At 66.2% G+C, this 20,891-nt stretch carries 10 protein-coding genes; 8 read left to right on the forward strand and 2 right to left on the reverse strand.

The window, feature by feature from the left end; genetic code table 11:
- The first annotated feature begins 309 nt into the window (after positions 1-309).
- The 6 genes from LL964_RS15920 to pbpC all read left to right on the forward strand — a co-directional run bounded on the left by LL964_RS15920 (position 310) and on the right by pbpC (position 16,767).
- Positions 310-2,526, forward strand: coding sequence for a TonB-dependent receptor (locus LL964_RS15920; protein ID WP_104584462.1), 2,217 nt, complete (start codon positions 310-312; stop codon positions 2,524-2,526).
- Between the two features lie 76 nt (positions 2,527-2,602).
- Complete coding sequence (locus LL964_RS15925) at positions 2,603-3,595, forward strand: nucleoside hydrolase (RefSeq protein WP_104584460.1); 993 nt, start codon at positions 2,603-2,605, stop codon at positions 3,593-3,595.
- A gap of 414 nt (positions 3,596-4,009) precedes the next feature.
- Positions 4,010-8,926 carry an alpha-2-macroglobulin family protein gene (locus LL964_RS15930; RefSeq protein WP_167395168.1) on the forward strand — a complete coding sequence of 1,639 codons (4,917 nt, stop codon included), beginning with the start codon at positions 4,010-4,012 and terminating at the stop codon, positions 8,924-8,926.
- A 631-nt stretch (positions 8,927-9,557) separates the two neighbouring features.
- A complete protein-coding gene (locus LL964_RS15935; RefSeq protein ID WP_104584456.1) occupies positions 9,558-12,524 on the forward strand; it encodes a TonB-dependent receptor in 2,967 nt (988 codons plus the stop codon).
- A 152-nt stretch (positions 12,525-12,676) separates the two neighbouring features.
- The gene (locus LL964_RS15940; RefSeq protein ID WP_146092290.1) at positions 12,677-13,627 is read left to right on the forward strand and encodes a glycerophosphodiester phosphodiesterase family protein; all 951 of its coding nucleotides are present in this window, start codon (positions 12,677-12,679) and stop codon (positions 13,625-13,627) included.
- 728 nt (positions 13,628-14,355) lie between these two features.
- A complete protein-coding gene (gene pbpC, locus LL964_RS15945; protein WP_104585533.1) occupies positions 14,356-16,767 on the forward strand; it encodes a penicillin-binding protein 1C in 2,412 nt (803 codons plus the stop codon).
- Between the two features lie 236 nt (positions 16,768-17,003).
- Here the strand turns inward: pbpC and LL964_RS15950 are convergent, their stop codons facing one another.
- Positions 17,004-17,561, reverse strand: coding sequence for a ferritin-like domain-containing protein (locus LL964_RS15950; RefSeq protein ID WP_104584454.1), 558 nt, complete (start codon positions 17,559-17,561; stop codon positions 17,004-17,006).
- A gap of 42 nt (positions 17,562-17,603) precedes the next feature.
- Positions 17,604-18,086 carry a peroxiredoxin gene (locus LL964_RS15955; protein ID WP_104584452.1) on the reverse strand — a complete coding sequence of 161 codons (483 nt, stop codon included), beginning with the start codon at positions 18,084-18,086 and terminating at the stop codon, positions 17,604-17,606.
- Positions 18,087-18,248: 162 nt separating this feature from the next.
- Here LL964_RS15955 and LL964_RS15960 point away from each other — a divergent pair, with 162 nt between their 5' ends.
- Together LL964_RS15960 and LL964_RS15965 are read left to right on the forward strand one after the other, a co-directional pair.
- Complete coding sequence (locus LL964_RS15960) at positions 18,249-18,722, forward strand: Hsp20/alpha crystallin family protein (RefSeq protein ID WP_104584450.1); 474 nt, start codon at positions 18,249-18,251, stop codon at positions 18,720-18,722.
- A 496-nt stretch (positions 18,723-19,218) separates the two neighbouring features.
- Positions 19,219-20,115, forward strand: coding sequence for a DnaJ C-terminal domain-containing protein (locus LL964_RS15965; protein WP_104584448.1), 897 nt, complete (start codon positions 19,219-19,221; stop codon positions 20,113-20,115).
- The last annotated feature ends 776 nt before the right edge of the window (positions 20,116-20,891 follow it).

The following is a 20,891-nucleotide window of genomic DNA, read 5'->3' on the forward strand; positions in this document are numbered from 1 at the left end:
CGGCGCGAGGCCGGTGCCTGCAGGGGGGGATGGGCGAAAGCTGCGCGCGGCCGGTCTCGACGATCCCGCCTGAAACAGCCTCCCCAAACCGGCGCGCGTTGCCTCGCGGGCTTTAGACCGTCTTTGCAGCGCGTGGGGGAGGGGCGGTACACAAATTGCACAGCCGTGTTGCATTAATTCGAACGGCATTTCGAATTAAAGAAACTTTTTCGTACGGGCTCTGCCATATTTGTGTAAATCGTGTTAATTCTGTTGCACCGCGGCATGCAGACGCGGCCGTCCCGTCACCCGAATTCCGGAGTTCTTTCCATGTCAGCCAGCCGGTCGCTCAAGATCAGCGTGCTCGCCGTTGCCGTCGCGTCCCTCCTCCCGCTCCATGCCGCCGCCCAGCAGGCGCCCGGCGACGACGGTGTCGTGCGGCTGGACGCGGTCAAGGTCACGGTCGAGCGCCGCTCCGAAGACTCCAAGGACGTGCCGGTGTCGGCATCGGTGCTGCGCCCCGAATTCCTGGATGCCATCGCCACCAGCGGTTCGGACATCCGCGTGCTGGCCGGCAAGACACCCAGCCTCAACATCGAATCCTCCAATGGCCGCGTGTTCCCGCGCGTGTACATCCGTGGCTATGGCAATACCGACTTCAACACCTACGCCTCGCAGCCGGTGTCGCTGATCTATGACGACGTGGTGCAGGAAAACGCGTTCCTGAAGGGCTTCCCGATCTTCGATCTGGAAGGTCTGGAAGTACTGCGCGGCCCGCAGGGCACCCTGTTCGGCCGCAATACGCCGGCCGGCGTGGTCAAGTTCAATTCGGTCAAGCCGGCGATCGGCGCCAACGATGGCTACGCCAGCCTGTCGTATGGCACCTACGGCACCATGACCCTGGAGAGCGGCCTGAGCATCGCGATGGGCGAGCACTGGGCCGCGCGTCTGTCCACCCTGGGCCAGCGCCGCGACGACTGGGTGGAGAATCGCGACGGACGCGACCTGGAAGGCTATACCGACTCGGCCGTGCGCCTGCAGCTGCTGTATCAGGCCAGCGACGATTTCAGCGCCTTGTTCAATGCGCATGCGCGCCATCTGGACGGCACCGCGCGGCTGTTCCGCGCCAACATCATCCAGCCCGGCACCAATCAGCTGGTGGATGGCTTCGATGCCGAGCGATCCTCCATCGACGGCGCCAACACCCAGGAACTGCAGACCTACGGCGGTAGCGCCACGCTGACCTGGGACCTGGGCGACATCGCCTTGCACTCGATCAGCGCCTACGAAGGCATCGGCAAGTACTACAGCCGCGGCGACATCGACGGCGGCTTCGGCGCAGTGTTCGCACCGCCGTCCGGACCGGGCGTGATTCCGTTCCCGGTGGAGACCGCCGGCGGCATCAAGAACCTGGACCAGTACAGCCAGGAGCTGCGCGCCGAATCGCAGTACGCAGGCCCGCTCAACTGGCAGGCCGGTCTGTACTACTTCCACGATGACGTGGAGGGCGAGAACTACACCTACAACACCTTCAGCGGCGGCAGCCTGGCCAGCTACCAGCTGACCCGCCAGCGCAACACCTCGTGGGCGGCGTTCGGTTCGTTGAACTATGCGGCCACCGATCGCCTGAACCTGCGCGCCGGTATCCGCTACACCTACGACAAGAAGACCTTTGACGTGCTGGCGCTGGACCGCGTCATCCTGCAGAACCCCTCCAGCGGCGAGACCGACAACTCCAAGGTCACCGGCGATCTTGCAGCGACCTTCGCCATCAACGACGACGTCAACGTGTATGCGCGTGCCGCACGCGGTTTCCGCGGCGCCAGCTTCGGCGTGCCATCGGCCACTGCGCCGCTGACCGTGGCCGAGCCGGAGACGGTGGATTCGTTCGAGATCGGCATCAAGTCCGATCTGTTCGACAACCGCGCGCGGCTGAGCTTCGACATCTACGATTTCCGGGTGAAGAATCAGCAGCTCACCGCGGTGGGCGGCGCGTCCAACGACGTGCGCCTGCTCAATGCCGACAAGACCAAGGCGCGTGGTGCCGAGTTCGACTTCGAAGCCTTGATCACCCAGAACCTGCGCGTGACCGCCGGCGGCGCCTATAACTGGACCCGCATCGACGATCCGGGCCTGTCGGTAGGCATTTGCCGCACCTGCACCGTGACCGACCCGATCAACGCGGCCGGCCGCGCCGTGATCGACGGCAACGATCTGCCGCAGGCCGCCAAGTGGATGGCCAATGCCACCTTGCGCTACGGCATCCCGATGGGCGATGACGGCGAGCTGTTCTTCTACACCGACTGGTCCTACCGCAGCGAAGTGAATTTCTTCCTGTACGACTCGCGCGAGTTCACCGGCCAGCCGCTGGTCGAGGGTGGCGCCAAGATCGGCTACAACTGGGGTGCGGGTGCATACGAGTTGTCGGTGTTCTGCCGCAACTGCACCAACCAGATCCGCGTGACCGGCGCGATCGACTTCAACAACCTCACCGGCTTCATCAACGATCCGCGCATCGTCGGTGCGCAGTTCCGCGCCAACTTCTGATCGGCGTCGTGGTGTAGCACTCTCGAACCGCCGGCTATCATGCCGGCGGTTTTTTTATGGCGGCAGGAGTGAGGACATGCAGTGGATCCGGCAACGCGCGTGGATGATGGTGGGGATGTGGTGCGCGTCCACCGCCGCGTGGGCGCAGCGTCCTGCACCGGCCGAACCGCGCGCAGTCGTGCCGCTGGCGGCCGAGAAGGTGGTGGTCTCCACCGACATCGGCGACGACATTGACGATGCCTTCGCGTTGGCCCTGTTGCTGCGCAGCCCGCAGCTGGATGTGCTGGGGATCGCCTCGGCCTGGGGTGACACCCGCCTGCGTGCGCAGTTGTTGCAGCGCTTGTTGCAGCAGGCCGGGCGCGGCGAGATTCCGCTGGCGGTGGGGGCACCCACGACCAGCACGATTCCCTTCAGCCAGGCACGCTGGGCGGCCGGGGGCCGGTTGCCGGACCGATCGCCGGACGCGGCGGCGATGATCCTGCAGCAGGCACGCCAGCACCCGGGTCAGGTGACCTTGCTGATACTGGGGCCGATGACCGATGCGGCGCTGGCGCAACAGCGCGACCCGGCCGGTTTTGCCAAGCTCAAGCGCATCGTGGCGATGGGCGGATCGGTGCGGGTGGGCTATGGCAAGTCCGCGTATCGCCCGGCCAGCGCGCCGGCGCCGGAGTACAACATCCTGGCCGACGTGCCGGCGGCGCAGCGTGTGTTCGCCGCCGGCGTGCCGATCGTGCTGCTGCCGCTGGATGCCTCCCAGGTCACCCTGGAAGAACCCGAGCGCATTGCGCTGTTCGCGCACGGCGACGGGGTGACCGACGCGCTGACCCAGCTCTACTACCAATGGCGCAACACCGACCAGCCTTGGGCCAGCGCCACGCCCACGCTGTTCGACGTGGTGCCGGTGGCCTGGTTGCTGCAGCCGCAGCTGTGCCCGACGACCGCGCTGCATCTGGACGTGGATGCGCAGGGGTATACCCGCGAAGGGCCGGGCAGCCCGAACGTGCAGGCCTGCCTGGGGCTGGACAAGCCTGGGCTGATCGCGCTGTACATGCGGCAGCTGCTGCACTGAGACGCCTGCTGCGGCGTTGTCAGAAGAGGCGTCGGTGCAACGGCGCAAACCGCCCCTCATCCGCCCTTCGGGCACCTTCTCCCGTTGACGGGAGAAGGGGGGACGTGCTTGATGGTGCGGGTGGGACGCCTGTGGGAACCGGGACAGCCGGTAACGGATCAGCGTCGGCGATTCGGTTTTCCGGCCCGTCGACGGTGAGCGACGCCCTGCGTTGCCGGTGACAGTGATTCGCATAATCGTGTCTGCGTCCGACCCCGGCACTCCTTCTCCCGCGTGCGGGAGAAGGTGCCCGAAGGGCGGATGAGGGGGCGTTAAGAAGCCCTGCCAGCCCAGCTGTGCATGCACGGTGAAACGCGTCGTTATACTGGCGTCCTCAATCATGGGATCGCACGAATGGACAGCCGGGAATCAAGGATGAGGGCGTCGGTCACGCGAAGCCTGCTGCTGTGGGTGATGGTGCTGACGGTGGCGCTGGGCATCGTGGCCTGCAAGCGCAACGAAAGCGGCCAACTACCTGCGCCCAGTGGCGAGGCGATCAAGGCCGACAGGCAGGCCATCACCGGTTTTGCACTGGCGCGCGCCTACCCCGACCAGAGCGGCGACGGCGTGTCGCTGGTACTGGAGTTTTCACGCCCGCTGGTCGGTAGCCAGGACTTCGATGCGCTGGTGCGTTTCGAGGAAAAGACCGGGGTCGGCGACAGCAGCTGGTCGCTGTCGGAGGACGGCAAGTCGCTGCGCTACCCGTATGTGGAAGCTGCCAAGGACTACACGGTGTTGGTCGACGCCAACCTGCTGGCCGCCGACGGCAGCCGCCTGGGCAAGCCGCTCAAGCAAAAGGTCCACACCGGCGAACTCAAGCCGGTGGCCGGCTTCGCCTCGCAGGGCAGCGTGCTGCCCGCGCGCGAGAGCCGCGGCCTGCCGGTGGTGTCGGTCAACGTGCCGGAAGTGGATGTGGAATTCCTGCGCGTGCGCGAGAAGTCGCTGCCGGCGTTCTTCAAGCATTTCCAGCGCGGTGGGCGCCGTGGCAGCTGGGAGCTGGAGAGCCAATACGACGATCGCCAGCCGCTGTCCAAGCTGGCCGATCCGGTCTACGTCAATCGTTTCATCCTGGGCGGCAAGCAGAACGAGCGCGTGCTGACCTACCTGCCCACGCAGGACATCAAGGAGCTGCAGAAGCCGGGTCTGTACTTCGCGGTGATGAAGCGCGCCGGCAGTTTCGACAGCGAGTTCGACACCGCGTTCTTCACTGTCAGCGACATCGGCCTGCACACGCGGGCCTACAAGGACAAGCTGTTCGTGCACACCGCTTCGCTGCAGAGCGGTGAGGCGATCAAGAACGTGGAAGTGCGCATCCTGGATGCCAAGGGCGAGCTGTTCCTCAAGGGCGCCACCGATGGCAATGGCAATGCGCTGCTCAACTACACGCTCGACGCTGGCCATGTGCTGGTGGCGCGCAGCAAGACCGATCTGTCGATGCTGCCGTTCAACCAGCCGGCGCTGGATCTGAGCGAGTTTGCGGTCGCCGGGCGGCAGAGTGCGTGGTTCGACGTGTTCGCCTGGGCGGGACGCGATCTGTACCGCCCTGGCGAGACCATGCGGGTGTCGGCGATCCTGCGCGACAACGACGGCAAGCCGACCGCCGGGCCGACGAAAGGCGGGCAGCCGGTGTTCCTGCGGTTGAAACAGCCGGATGGCAAGACCTTCCGCGAGACCCGGCTGCAGCCGGGCGAGCAGGGCTATTTCGAATTCAGCCAACAGATTCCCGCCGATGCGCCCACTGGCCGCTGGCAGGTGGAGTTCCGCACCGACCCGGCCAGCAGGGAAGCGGTGCAGGGCATGACCGTGCGCGTGGAGGAGTTCCTGCCCGAACGCATGAAGCTGGACCTGGACAGCACGCAGAAGACCCTGAGCGCCGGTCAGCCGTTCAAGCTGCAGGCCACGGCCGCATATCTGTATGGCGCGCCGGCCGAGGGCAACCGCTTCACCGCCAAGCTGGCGGTCAGCGTGGAGCAGCATCCGCTCGACGCGTTGCCGGGCTGGTTCTTCGGCGACCCCACGCTGGAGCTGCCGCGCGAAGCCAAGGATGTGATCGACACCGAGTTCGGCAGCGATGGCGTATTGCGCGAAGACATCGCGTTGCCGGCCGAAGCCAGGCCGGTCAGCACGATCGCCGCAGTGGTCTCCGGCAGCGTGTACGAAACCGGCGGGCGCACCGTGACCCGTACCCTCAAGCGCGTGCTGTGGCCGGCCAAGGCCTTGGTCGGCGTGCGCCCGCTGTTCGACGACAAGGACGGCGCCGATGCCAATGCGACTGCCCGTTTCGAGATCACCCGCGTGGATGCCGACGGCAAACTGCAGCCGGCCAAGGGCCTGAAGGCCACGCTGGTGCGTGAGCTGCGCGACTACCACTGGAACTACAGCGACAACCATTGGAATTACGACTTCACCCGGCGCTTCGAGAACAAGGACACGCGCACGCTGGACGTGGGGAGCGGCAATGCCAAGCTGGATGTCCCGGTGGAATGGGGCGAGTACCGCATGGAGGTCTTCGACCCGGCCACCGGGCTGACCACGCGTTACCCGTTCCGTGCCGGCTGGAGCTGGAACGACGAGAACCGCGGGCTGGATGCGCGACCGGACAAGGTCAAGCTGGCGCTGGACAAGACCGGCTACCGGGCCGGCGATACGCTCACCGTCAGCCTGACGCCGCCGCATGCAGGCAAGGGCGTGCTGCTCGTGGAAAGCGACAAGCTGCTGTACGTGCAGGACATCGACGTCAAGCCAGGCAGCACGTTCGACATTCCGGTCACCGATGCCTGGGAGCGCCACGATGTGTACGTCACCGCGCTGGTGTTCCGCGGTGGCAGCGCGCCGAGCAAGATCACGCCCGCACGCGCAGTGGGCGTGGCGTTCGTGCCGATGGAGCGCAAGCACCGCCGCGTGGCGGTGGGTCTGTCCGCGCCCAAGCAGATGCGTCCGGAGCAACCGCTGCCGGTGACGGTGAGCGTGCCCGAGCTGGCCGGCAAGGCCGCGCACGTGACCATCTCCGCGGTGGACGTGGGCATCCTCAACATCACCCGCTTCCCGGTGCCCGATGCCAACGCGCAGTTCTTCGCGCAACGGCGCCTGGGCACCGACGCCTACGACATCTACGGGCGGGTGATCGAAAGCTTCGAGGGCGCCAGCGGCAAGCTCAAGTTCGGCGGCGATATGGCGCTGGAGGCGCTGCCGCAGGCCAAACGCCCGACCGCGCGCGTGCAGACCGTGGATCTGTTCTCCGGCTCGGTCAAACTCGATGCAAAGGGCAACGCGCGCGTGCAGCTGCCGGTGCCGGACTTCAATGGCACGCTGCGGGTGTCGGCGCTGGTGTATTCGGACACGCGCTACGGCAACCGCGACATGGAAACCGTGGTGCGTGCACCGATCCTGGCCGAGGCCAGCATGCCGCGGGTGATGGCGCCAGGCGACCGCAGCATGGTGACGCTGGACGTGCAGAATTTCACCGGTAAACCGGGCGAGTTCAATGTGCGCGTGGACGCCATCGGCCCGCTGGCGATCGGCGAGGCGTCGCGCAGCGTCAAGCTCGGCGTGGATGCCAAGCAGACGCTGAGCTTCCCGCTCACCGCCACCGAAGGCTATCGCGTGGCCAAGGTGCGCGTGCGCGTGGACGGCAATGGTTCCAAGGCCGACCGCAGCTACGAGCTGCCGGTACGCGCAGGCTGGCCGCAGGTGTTGCGCGCGCAGACCCGCGTCCTCGACCCGCTGGCACCCATCACCCTGGACAGCGGCTCGGCCGATGGGCTGATGCCCGGCTCGGTCAACGCACGCATGGTGGTCAGCCCGCTGCCGCCGATTCCTTTCGCCAGCGCCTTGCAGGGTGCCCTGGAATACCCGTACGGCTGCGTCGAGCAGACCACCAGCAAGGGGTATGCGGCGCTATTGCTCGACGATGCCACGGCCAGGGCGCTGGGCACCCAGGGTCTGGATGCGGCCACGCGACGCGAACGGATGGAAGGCGCGTTCGGGCGGCTGGCCTCGATGCAGATCGCCAGTGGGCATTTTTCGATGTGGGGAGACGATGGCGATGTCAGTCCGGCGCTGACGCCATACATCGCCGAGTTTCTGCTCGATGCCAGAGACGCTGGTTTCTCGGTGCCCGACAACGTGCTGCAGAAGGCACTCAATCGCCTGAGTGAAGACCTGCTCTCCGGCGGCAACGAGTTCTACGGGCAGGATCGCCGCGAGAATCTGAAGTTCGCCAACCAGGCCTGGTCGGGCTACGTGCTGGCACGTGTGAACCGTGCCCCGCTGGGGACGCTGCGCGCGCTGTACGACAACCAGCGCGACAAGGCGCTGACCGGCCTGTCGCTGGTGCATCTGGGCGCGGCACTGTCGTTGCAGGGCGACACCAAGCGTGGTGGGGCGGCGATCAAGGCCGGTTTCGCCAAGGACAGTGCCGAACGGCCGCGTTACTTCGGCGACTATGGCAGTGCGATTCGCGACGACGCCTTGATGATGGCCCTGCTGCACGAACGCGGCCTGTCCAAGCCTGAGTACGATACCCGGGTCGTGGCGCTCGGCCGCGCGCTGGATGTACGCCGTGCCGGTGGCCCACTGTGGCTGAGCACGCAGGAACAGGTCGCCTTGGCGCGACTGGGCAAGGCCTTGATGGTCGGGCAGGGCAAGCAGGTATCCGGCACCCTCACCGTCGGCGGCGATGCGCAGCAGATCGCCGCGGCACGTCTGTTCGCGCGCAGCTTCGACGGCGCCGCGCTCGCACGGGGCGTGCAGTTCGCACCGCAGGGCGAGGCGCCGATGTACGCCAGCCTGGAAGTGGCCGGCATCCCGCGCAGCGCGCCTGAGCCGGACACACGCCACCTTAGCGTGGAGCGCAGCTGGTACACCACCGACGGTAAGCCGTGGAGCCCGCGCGCGCTGAAGGAAGGCGAGGCGCTGATCGTGCGTGTCACCATCACTGCCAACGAATCGATGCCCGATGCATTGCTCACCGATCTGCTGCCGGCAGGCCTGGAGATCGAAAACTTCAATCTGAGCGATGCCAAGCAGTGGGCCGACGTGGTGGTGGACGGCATCGGCATCAGCGAACGTTCCCGCGCCGCCGACGTCAAGCACGAAGAGTTCCGCGACGACCGCTATGTGGCCGCTGTGGCGCTGTCGTCGGGCAGCAAGGCGCAGCTCTACTATCTGGTGCGTGCGGTCACCCCGGGCACGTACACCGTGCCGCCATCACTGGTGGAAGACATGTACCGGCCGGAGTTGCGCGGGGTGGGGCGCAGCACGCCAGCGACGATGACGGTGGTGCAGCCGTAGGGGCACGCCATTTCTGACGGACACCGAAACTCTGCCTTCTCCCGCTCGGAAGAAGGTGCCCCGCAGGGGCGGATGAGGGTGTGCCTCGGAGATCTACCATCACCTGTAATGACAAACGTGTCGCCACGCGGCATCAGACCTGAAGCACCGACTGCTTCACTGCCTCGCCTTCGTACCCTCACCCCAACCCCTCTCCCGCCGGGAGAGGGGCTTTGATCGCCCTGCGGCAGCAGTGAAGAGCGGTAAGGTCGCCCACGTAGCGGTGCCATGAGCGAGTCCTTCTCCCGTAGGGAGAAGGTGCCCCGCAGGGGCGGATGAGGGTGCGCCTCGGAGATCTACCATCACCTGTCATGACAAGCGCGTCGCCACGCGCCATCAGACCTGAATCACCGACTGCTTCACTGCCTCGCCTTTGTACTCTCACCCCAATCCCTCTCCGGCCGGGAGAGGGATTCTTGAAGCGCCGCACTGAAGGTCTTTGCGACTCCGGCGACCGTCTTCGTCTCTGGCGACACCGCTACGCATTGTCTTGGCATTGCGATGCAAGCGACACGCAGGGGTCATTTCTACTGGCTACGGTGGCGTGCCTTCTCACAGGCGTGGCGCCCTTGCTGCGCGTTCCCGGGATTCCATGCAGCGCTCCGATTCGTGCCGTTTTCATTTGACTGTTCTCGCCGTCGCCATCGCGGCATGTTCACCAGCGCTGCAGGCGCAGACCAACGCGAGGTCTGCCAGCGCAGAGCGCAGCGTTTCATCGTCGCCTTCATTATCTGTAGATCCCGCAGACGCCAGCGCAGCACCGGACGACGCGGTAGGCACAGAGTCCGTCGCGTCCCCAGGTGACGTATCCAACGCCGATGCACCAGCCGCCGCAACCAAAACCGGCGTGCAGACACTGGACGCCATGCAAGTCACCGGCGTGCGCCGCGCCAACGCAGCCGCAGTGGAAAGCAAGCGCGCGGCGACCAACATCACCGATGTGATCAGTGCCACCGATGTACGCGCACTGCCGGACAGCACGATTGTGGAAGCGCTGCGTCGCGTTCCGGGGTTGTCGGTACTGCCGGCTACCGACAACGAGCATCCGCGCGACGAAGCGGCCACGCCGGTGCTGCGCGGCCTGGGGCCGTCTTACAACAATGTCACCATCGATGGGCTCACCATCGCATCACCCGGTACGCCGAACGGCACGCTCGGGTCGATCACCCGCGGCGTGCGGCTGGATCTGCTGCCGGCCTCGATGGTCAGCGAGTTGCAGGTGGTCAAGACGTTTACGCCGGATCTGGATCCCAATGCCACCGGCGGTGCGATCAACCTCAAGACGCGCAGCGCATTCGAAAACGGCGGCAAGCCATTCTTCAGCGCCGAAGCCGCGCTCGGCCACGCCAACGATGCGGGCAAGCCGCGCGACCAGGACGATCTTGGCTACCGGTTGAATGCCACCGGCAGCCGCACCTTCGGCAGCGAGCAACAGTACGGGCTCACGGTGTCGGCCAACTACCAGACGCTCAGCAGCTACACCGAAACCCACATGACCACCGACACGGTGCATTACGGGTTCTACGACAACAACGGTGTGCTGCAGACCGGTGCCAATCTCGGCAATGGCTGGGCGGTGCCGCAGCAGGACAAATACTGGTACGTGCAGAACCAGCGCGACCGCTATGGGGTTACCGGCAAGTTCGAGATGCGGCCCAGTGCGGCGCTCGAAGCGTATGCCATGGCCGGCTACTATTATTTCAAGGACAACATGGAGCGCAACGAGGTCATCATCGACCCGCGCAACCGCAGTCAGGTGTTCGAGCAGACCGCCACCTCCGGCCGTTACCCAGGGGGCGATGTCGAGGTTGGCTATTCCAACCAGATCGTGACCACGCGCACCAAGGTGGCCCAGCTGGGCACGCTCTGGCGTCCTACCGACCGGCAGCAGTTCTCCGCACGAGCGGCCTGGTCGGATGCGACCTACGACGAACCCATTCGCATGATCAAGTACGCCACCGGCATCACGCGCCCAGCGCCGGTGCCGGTCGGGCAGACCGGCAGTGGCGTGACCATCAACGCCACACCCGACTACGCCTTTGCCTATGACACGTCCGGCTTCGATCAACGTTTCGATGTGTCGCCGCAGGCCTACAACAACCTGGACAATTACAGCCTGTCGTACTGGCGCCCTGACTACAAACGCACTGCCGCCGATCGCATTCTGACCGGTCGGCTCGACTACGGCTTCAATCAGGGCGAAAGCGATCAGGGCACTGGCTTCGCGGCAGGCGTGTCGTACACCACCGACAAGCCGTCGTACGACATCTATCGCGTGGAGTACCAACCCAATACCAGCGCGCCGGCCTTCGGCCTGGCCGACGTGGCGGGCACCGGCAGGGCGCCGCTGCGTTACGCCGGCTTGAACCTGATCACCATCGATCCGGACAAGGCCAACCGCGTGCTGGCGGCATCGCCGTTGAGCGCATTCAACAGTACCGACCAGCAGGCCTTCAGCAACCAGGACAACTTCACCCATACCGAAAAGATCTTCGGCAGCTACGGCCTGGTGAGTTATCGCAGCGATCGGCTCAATGTGCAGGCAGGCCTGCACTACGACAGCACCAGACTCGACACCGTCGGTCGCCTGCGCCAGCTGGATACCGCCAGCAACCGCTATGTGTATGTCGACAACCCGACCAGCGCGGATTACGCCTATCTGTTGCCGTCGGCCGTCATGACCTACCACCTGACCGACACGCTGGACCTGCGCGCCGGCGCCAGCCGTACGCTGGGCCGGCCGCCTTACGACGCATATGCCGCACGCACCTCGATCGGCTTCGTCAACACGGCCGACGCCGGCAACCCGAATGCGCAGGGCGTCACCGTGACCATCGGCAACCCCGACATCAAGCCGCGCGTGTCCAATAACCTGGATCTGTCGCTGGAATGGCGCCTGCCCGGTGATTTCGATGCATTCGCCTCCGCGGCGGTGTTCGACAAGCGCATCCAGGACGAGATCTTCACGCTCTCGCGCACCGACAGCTACACCTTCGACGGCACCACCTATGCCAATGCGCTGATCAGCACGCCGGCCAATGCCGCGAAGGCACGTATCCGCGGTGTGGAGCTCAACGGCATCGTCAACACCCTGGCGCCGCTTGTTCCGTGGCTGAGCGGAGTCGGCTTCAGTGTCAATGTTGCCGTGCTCGATGGCAGCCTCGATGTGCCGTACAGCATAGGTAGCGGCACCACTGTCACCCAGCGCGAGCGCAAGCTCGACAACCTGGTCGGGCAACCGGATTACACCGCCAACGCCACGCTGTTCTACAACACCGGCGGCCTGGAGTTGCGCGCGGCCTACAACCGGCAGGGCAAGGCCTTGCGTTCGATTGTCAGCAATATCGATTGGCAGGATCTGTACTGGTCGCCGCGCTCGCAACTGGATTTCACGGCCACCTATGCCATCAGCAAGCAGCTCAGCCTGGTGGGCCAGGTCAGTAACCTCACCCATAGCCGCATCACCAGCGTAACCGGCCCGGGGCAGAACCTGCTCAAGGACAGTTATTCGGTGCCGACGACCTATTGGGTTGGTCTGCGGTTCACGCCCGCGTTTTGATCCAGGGCAACAGACCGTTGTTCGCTGCGGCGTGCATGGCGCAATCGCGTGGTCCCAGCCTGGACCGGTGGCGCATGTACTGACCGCTCGCGCCCGGCCTGTTGCGCTGGCGAACGTGCAGTGAATTCTTCCCTTCAAGTGGAGTCATTTCGATGTCCTTGCAATCCGTTGCCGTCCTCGCCGCGCTGTTGTGTGCGGCCATGACCACCACTGCAGCCAGTGCAGCGCCGACCGGCGTGACCGCCATCCAGGCACGTCTGCTTGATCCGCAGGGCGGCATCGTGGTGGTTGCCCACCGCGGCTGCCATGCGCCCGCGCCAGCGCATGGCTTCGCCGATCCTGCACCGGAGAACTCGCTGGCCGCGCTGGAGCGCTGCATCGCGATCGGTGCCGACGTGATGGAAACCGATGTGCGCCGCGCCGCCGATGGCACGCTGGTAATGCTGCACGACGCCAGCGTGGACCGCACCACCGATGGCACTGGCAAGCTGTCCGAGCTGACCCTGGCCGACCTGCAGAAGCTGCGCCTGCGCAGCGACGAAGGCGGCGCGCAGGCACCGCTCACCGACCAGCGCGTGGTCACCCTGGAGCAGATGCTGGCCGCATCCAAGGGCCGCATCCTGCTCAACCTCGACGTCAAGGATGCGATCTACGTGCAGGTGGTCGATGCGGTGGCGCGCCTGGGCATGCAGCACCAGGTCATCGTGAAGGCAGAGGCCGGCATCGCCACGCCACCGCTGGCAGCAATGACACCATTCAACAGCGTGTATTTCTTTCCGATCCTGATCAACGCGCATGGCACGGCCGATCTGGCGGCAATTGCCACCGCGCAGACCCGCAACGCACGCCCCATGGCGCTCGAATTGCCCCGGATGAGCGCAGCGCAACTGCCGGCGCTGGCAGCGGTGAGCAGGGCGCACAAGGTGCGCTTGATGGTCAACTCATTGTGGGAAGGCTTCATCGCCGGCTACGGCGGCGATGCCGATGCGGTGCGCGAGCCGGACAAGGTCTGGGGGCGCCTGTACCGCGATGGTGTGAGCATCATCCAGACCGATGCACCGGAAGCATTGCTGCGTTATCGCGCCACGCTGGAAAAACGCTGAGCGAATGAAAGGTGCCAGGAGCGCATCTGCCGACCGGCGCACGATCGCCCGATGCTGCGGTTGCGCGCCGTGGCCACCGTGCACGCATGCTGCCAAGGGACCACCGGTGTGGTGAACACGGCCATCCGCTCAAGCACAGGGACGCGGCTGCGAACGTTCGCCTGCACTGGCGGCGGACGGACCCCGACGCTTGCGCGCAGGGATGTCCGCATGTCTCTCGGGCTGCTGTGGCCGGCGGTGCTGTTCGCGCTGGCTGAAGACACCGTATTCCGTGGCTTCGGCTTCATGTTCGCCTGTCGCGCGCTCGCCTGGCTCCCCGGCATTGGTTGCCCTGGTGCGGGCGGTGGTGTTCGAGGACGTGCATTGGCTGGGGCAGGGGGCGGCAGGGGTGAGGCGCTGCCGTTCAGTAGCGTCGATGCACAGGACGGCGACACGATCTGGCGTGGCTGGGTGCTGCCTGTCTTCGTTCAACGGCGCCTGGATGGTTTGCGGTGTCCGACTCGGCAGCCAACGGCTGGCTGGGGATGGCGCCGCGGCTGGCGACCGCATTCCTGGCAATCGGATTGCCGCGTGCGTTCGTCAGGCCTGCCCCGCTTGCGCGTGGCGCCTTACCGCTACCGGGCCGCATCCCTGGCGCCGTGGCTGACAAGCCAGCCAGAGCGCGCAGTACGACGCATCCGATCGCGCAGCAGTGGCCGAAACGCGTTTTGCCCTGCATGCTTTGCACGATGGACGAACACGCGCAGGTGCAGGCAGGGAGGGAGCGGACGCAGTCGCATGCGCCGGAGTCGGCCCGGGGCGGTCGCCGCTGGCTGCGCTGGCTGCGTTGGAACGCCGCGGCGCTGCTCGCTGCGCTATTGATGCTGGACCTGGCCTTTCCACTGCCGCTGCCCAGGTCGCGCGACACGTCCACGCTGGTGGTCGCACGCAACGGCACGCCGCTGCGTGCGTTCGCCGATCGCAACGGGGTGTGGCGTTACCCGGCCAGTCCCCAGAGCGTGTCGCCCTTGTATCTGCAGGCACTGCTCAACTACGAGGACCGCTGGTTCTGGCGCCACCCCGGTATCAATCCCTGGGGCCTGCTACGCGCCGGCGGGCAGTGGATCGGGCACGGCCGCATCGTTTCCGGCGGCTCCACCTTGACCATGCAGGTGGCGCGCATCCTGGATCCGCATACACGCACGCCCTGGGGCAAGGCCAGGCAGCTGTTGCGCGCCCTGCAGTTGGAAGCGCATCTGAGCAAGCGCGAGATTCTCACGCTGTATCTGGAACGCGCGCCCTACGGCGGCACCATCGAAGGCGTAGAGGCGGCCAGTTGGGCTTACCTGGGCAAACCGGCCAGGGCATTGTCGCAGGCCGAAGCGGCACTGTTGGCCGTATTGCCGCAGGCGCCGAGTCGCTTGCGGCCGGATCGGCACCCCGAGGCGGCGCAGCGTGCACGCGACAAGGTGCTCGACCGCATGGTGGAGCTGGGGGTGTGGTCGCGCGCGGAGGTGGACGATGCGCGCATCGAACCGGTGGTGACCCGTTCGCTCAAGCCGCCGTTGCATGCGGCCTTGCTGGCGCAACGCCTGCACAGTGCGCAGCCGCGCGCCGCGCGCATCGTCACCACGCTGGATGCGGAGCTGCAGCGCACGCTCGAAGAACGCGTGAGTACGTATTTTTCGCAATTGCCCGAACGCACCTCGGCTGCCTTGCTGGTGGTGGACAACGCCACGATGGAGACACGTGCCTACGTGGGCTCGGTCAGCTTCGGCGATCGCAGGCGGCTGGGGCATGTGGACATGGTCCAGGCCTGGCGCTCGCCCGGCTCCACGCTCAAGCCGTTTCTGTACGGCATGGCTCTGGACGATGGTCTGATCCATTCGGAAAGCCTGTTGGTGGACGCGCCGCAGAGCTTTGGCGACTACCGGCCAGGCAATTTCGATGCTGCGTTCAATGGGCCGGTGAGCGCCGCTGCGGCGTTGCGACTGTCGTTGAACGTGCCGGCGGTGGATCTGCTCGACCGTATCGGCCCTGCGCGGTTCGCCGCACGGCTGTCCAACGCCGGGATCGCCTTGCACTTTCCTCGCGGTACGCCGCCCTCGCTGGCCTTGATCCTGGGGGGCACGGGTGCGCAGTTGCAGGAACTGGTCGGCGCCTTCGCCGCGCTCAATCGCGGCGGTATCGCCGGGCGTGTGCGCTACACGCCGGATGCAGCGCGGATCGACCGCCGGCTGATGTCGCCCGGCGCCGCCTGGATCGTGCGCCAGATCCTGCAGAGCAATCCGCGCCCCGGCTATGGCAGCGGCACCTTCGATACCGCGACACGCCCGGGCGTGGCGTGGAAGACCGGTACCAGTTACGGCTATCGCGACGCCTGGGCGCTGGGCGGTACGCGGCGCTATACGGTGGGCGTGTGGGTGGGGCGGCCGGATGGCACGCCACTGCCCGGCCAATACGGTGCGGTGACCGCACTGCCGTTGATGTTCGAGGTCATCGACGCGTTGCCACGCAATGCCGGCGACAGTGTGCCGCCGCCGATGCCCGCCACGGTGCAGGCACTGCAGATCTGCTGGCCGTTGGGTGGGGCCGCGGAACAGACTCCGCCGCCGCTGTGCGCGCGGCGGATGGAGGCCTACGCCCTGGAAGGCGCGGTGCCGCCGACATTCGCCGAACGCGACGCGCGGCTGTGGCAGAGCGGCCAATGGCGTTTCGAAGTGGACGCGCGCAGCGGCCAGCGGCTGTCGCAGGAATGCGAGCAGCCGCATCTGCGCGCGTCGCGTGTGCTGGCGCGCTGGCCCGCGCTGGCGTCGCCCTGGCTGAGCGCGGCAGAGCGCAATGCCACGCAACCGCCGCCGCTGGCGCCGGACTGTCGACCCGATGGGAACATGGTCGGCGCTGGCGTGCTGCGCATCGATGGGCTGAGCGACCGTGCCACGCTGGCGCGTGCCAACGACAGCGCCCGGCCGGTGCGCCTGCAGCTGCGCGCGCTGGGTAGCGAAGCGCGCATCGATTGGTTGCTGGACGGACGCTGGATCGCCCAGACCACCGGGCGCCAGGGATTTCAACGTGATTTTGCCGAGGTCGGCCAGCACACGCTCACCGCAATGGCCAGCGATGGCGCCTGGACACAGCTGCGCTTCCGCGTACTGCGCTGAGCAAGCGCTGACGCCGCATCGGCTTGGGAGCGCACGCGGGCGCGGCGGGGCATGACCAGAAAGTCAGGTCGTGTCCGGGGGTGTGCCTGCGAGGTGGAGCTGCCAGCTCGAGTGGAGAGCGCTGTGCGTGCAGATCGCCACGTCGCGAAAAAGCACAGGGCGCCTGCTGGCGCCCTGTCCTGCCGGATCGTGCAACCGAATGACTGCATCGGCGCAAGCGCGCCGATGCAGTGCACTCACTCGCCGATCCAGCCTTCCAGCATGTCGGCGAATTCGTCGGCGTGTTCTTCTTCCTGCGCGAGGATGCCTTCCAGGATGCGCTTGGTGGTGGTGTCCTTGTCGCCGATGAAGTCGATCATCTCGCGATAGCTGTCGATGGCGATACGCTCGGCGATCAGGTTTTCCTTGACCATGTCGCGCAGGTCGCTGCCTTCCTTGTACTCGGCGTGCGAGCGCTTGGTCAGCGTATCGGGGTTGAGGTCGGGTTCGCCGCCCAGCTGCACGATGCGCTCGGCGAGTTTGTGCGCGTGTTCCTGCTCCTGCTGCGCATGCTCCAGGAACTCGCCCTTCACCGCGTCGGCGAGCATGCCCTTGGCCATGAAGTAATGGCGGTAGTAGCGCAGCGTGCACACGTATTCGGTGGCGAGCGCGGTATTGAGCAGCGCGATCACTTTCTGGCGATCGGCATGGTAGCTCTCGGTGATGGCACCATCTTCGATGCTCTGACGTGCGCGGGCGCGCAGGGTGGCGGTATCGGTGATACCGGTAGTGGTGGTGGCTGGCTGATCAGACATGGCTGGCCGTTTTCCTCTTCAGTGGGCGGGGGACGCAATACGTCAGTGGGGCAGGTGCTGCAGCACGTAGTCGGCTGCAGACACCTTGAACTCTCCGGGTTCTTCGACGAACAAGGCCTTGACGACGCCGTCTTCGGCATACAGTGCATAACGACGCGAGCGCAGACCCATGCCTGAGCCGCTGGCGTCGATTTCCAGACCCAGTGCGCGAGCCAGCTCCGCATTGCCGTCTGGCAGCAGGTGCAGGCCTTCGGGAATCAGCTGGCTGCGGCCCCAGGCCTGCAGCACGAACGGGTCGTTGACGGCAGTGCACAGGACGTCGATACCGCGTTTGCGGAAGGCCTCGAAATGTTCCACGTAGCCCGGCAAGTGCTTGGCCGAACAGGTGGGCGTGAACGCGCCAGGGACCGCGAACAGCAGCACTTTGCGGCCGGCGAACAAGGTATGCGTGTCCACGGTTTCGAGGCCATCGCGCAGGTGCTTGAGGACCACTTCGGGAATGCTGTCACCAACGGCGATGGTCATGCGGGCGGTCTCCTGTGGCTGAACGGAGTCTAGAAAGGCGCAGGGGAAAAGCGCGTCAACGCGCTTGAAATCGGCAAGTGCACGCCTATCTGACGCACATGGCCGGTGCAGCGGCACACGCTACAGCCGCCGGCCCCTCACCCAACCTTTTGGAGGCTTGCAATGAATATCGTTCGCTATCCCCAGTGGCCCACCCACGCGCTGCAAAACGAGATCAAGCACGTGTTCGATCGCTTCTTCGAACAGAACGGCGAGACCGACGAGTCGGCCGTGGTCACCGCACAGTGGGTGCCGCGTGTGGACATCAAGGAAGAGCCCAACCACTTCGTGTTGTATGCCGACCTGCCGGGTATCGACCCGGGCGAGATCGAGGTGCAGATGGACAAGGGCATTCTCTCGATCAAGGGCGAGCGCAAGGGCGAATCCAGCGCCGAGACCGAACGTTTCTCGCGCATCGAGCGCCGCTACGGCAGCTTCCATCGCCGCTTCGCATTGCCCGACAGCGCCGATCCCGATGGCATCACCGCGGCCGGCCACAATGGCGTGCTGGAGATCCGCATTCCCAAGCGTCCGGCGGCAACGCCGCGTCGTATTCAGGTCGGTAACGGACAGGACGGCAACGGCCGGGTGCAGTAATAGCGGCTGGACGCGTGTGCAGCGCCAGGCAGGCGCGGCTGAGGCCCCAAGTGGGAATGCGTCAGACGTACGCTCCGGTTCCGGGCAGGCTCTCCGCACCTGTCGGCAGGGGCTCGCGACGTTCCCTCAGTCGCTCCGAATGCGTGAGCGTGGCGGGTGGTCGAGGCCGGCCGGGGTCGGCTTCGGCTGGAGCTGCGAGATCCGGCACGCGCCTGTCACGCTGCAAGGCAAGACCTGGAACGAAGCCGGCGGTTTTGTTCCCCGGCGACGGCCGCGCCGTAGAATAGGCGCGGTCGCCCGCCCGGCTGCGAATGGATCGGTTGGCATCTTCAGTTGCGTCAGCGCCAGGTGGCGCGGTCGGTTTCCGAATCTGCGGGGCGGTACGTCCCGGCGAAGCTCGCCCGCCGCGCAGCATGGCCGTCGCAACGAAGTGCCGACCCATCGAACCGGCTCGTGGCCCTGGCTGCGGGCCGTTTTTTTTTCCAGAGGTGATTAGATGGAATTCAAGGATTACTACGCAACGCTGGGTGTGGAGCCCAGTGCAGGCGATGCCGAGATCAAGACCGCGTATCGCCGGCTTGCGCGCAAGTATCACCCCGACGTCAGCAAGGAAGCCGGCGCCGAGGACAAGTTCAAGGCGATCAACGAAGCCTACGAGGCGCTGCGCGACCCGGCCAAGCGCAAGGCCTATGATCAGTTGAAGGCGCAGGGCTATCGCCCGGGCGACGAGTTCCAGGCCCCGCCGGGGTATGGCGGTGGCCAGGGCTTCGATTTCGAGGAAGTGTTCGGCAATGGCGGCGCCGGCGGCGGCTTCAGCGATTTCTTCGAAAGCCTGTTCGCCGGCCAGCGCGGCGGCCGTGCGCGCGGGCCGGGTGCGGGTGCGGGTGCAGGTGCCGGGGCGCCGCCGCGCGGCGACACCCGCGCCAAGCTGGCCGTGCCGCTGGAAGCGGTGTATTCCGGCGACAGCGTGCGTATCACCATCAACGGCAAGCAGCTGGACGTACGCGTGCCCAAGGGCGTGCAGCCCGGCCAGGTGATCCGGCTGAGCGGGCAGGGCAATGGTGGCGGCAACCTGCTGCTGGAGATCGAATATGCCGCGCATCCGCACTTCGAGGTGGACGGGCGCAATATTCTCTACACCCTGCAGGTCATGCCGTGGCAGGCGGCGCTGGGCACTACCATCAGCGTGCCGACGCTGGGCGGTTCGGTGGAGCTGAAGGTGCCTGCCGACTCGGACGCCGGCCGCAAGCTGCGCCTGCGGGGCCGCGGCCTGCCGGGTGCCACGCCGGGCGACCAGATCGTGGAGCTCGAGGTGCTGGCTCCGGCGCCGACCGACGATGCGCAGAAGAAGGCCTATCGCAACCTGGCCAAGGCGTTCGGCGAGACGGTGTGAGTTTCCCCGTGAGGGGCATTGGGCCTTGCGCCTGCAAGAGAAGGGTTGGGGTGGGACTGCGGTGAGCCAGCGGCATCGCCCGGCCAACGTCGTGCTTCCCCCGCCTGCGGGGGAAGGTGCCCGAAGGGCGGATGGGGGTGGCAGTCACGTGGTGTTCCCGCAAACACCAACAGCACCCTCATCCGGCGCTGCGCGCCACCTTCTCCCGCACGCGGGAGAAGCTGATCGGCTGTCAGCGCTCGCGCGCGTTGGAGAAGATGATCGGTTGTCAGTGTTCCCCCGCACGCGGGAGACGGTGATCGGTTGTCAGTGCGCGGGGAAGAAGGCGATAGGTTGCCGGCGCTGCAGCATCGTCCGGCCAACGCCATCCTTCCCCCGCCTGCGGGGGAAGGTGCCCGGAGGGCAGATGGGGGCAGCAGTCGCGTGATGTTCCCGCAAACACCAACAGCACCCTCATCCGGCGCTGCGCGCCACCTTCTCCCGCACGCGGGAGAAGATGATTGGTTGTCAGCGCTCGCGCGCGCTGGAGAAGATGATCGGTTGTCAGTGTTCCCCCGCACGCGGGAGACGGTGATCGGTTGTCAGTGCGCGGGGAAGAAGGCGATAGGTTGCCGGCGCTGCAGCATCGTCCGGCCAACGCCATCCTTCCCCCGCCTGCGGGGGAAGGTGCCCGGAGGGCAGATGGGGGCAGCAGTCGCGTGATGTTCCCGCAAACACCAACAGCACCCTCATCCGGCGCTGCGCGCCACCTTCTCCCGCACGCGGGAGAAGATGAT

Source organism: Xanthomonas melonis (assembly GCF_020783655.1).
Lineage (GTDB): Bacteria > Pseudomonadota > Gammaproteobacteria > Xanthomonadales > Xanthomonadaceae > Xanthomonas > Xanthomonas melonis.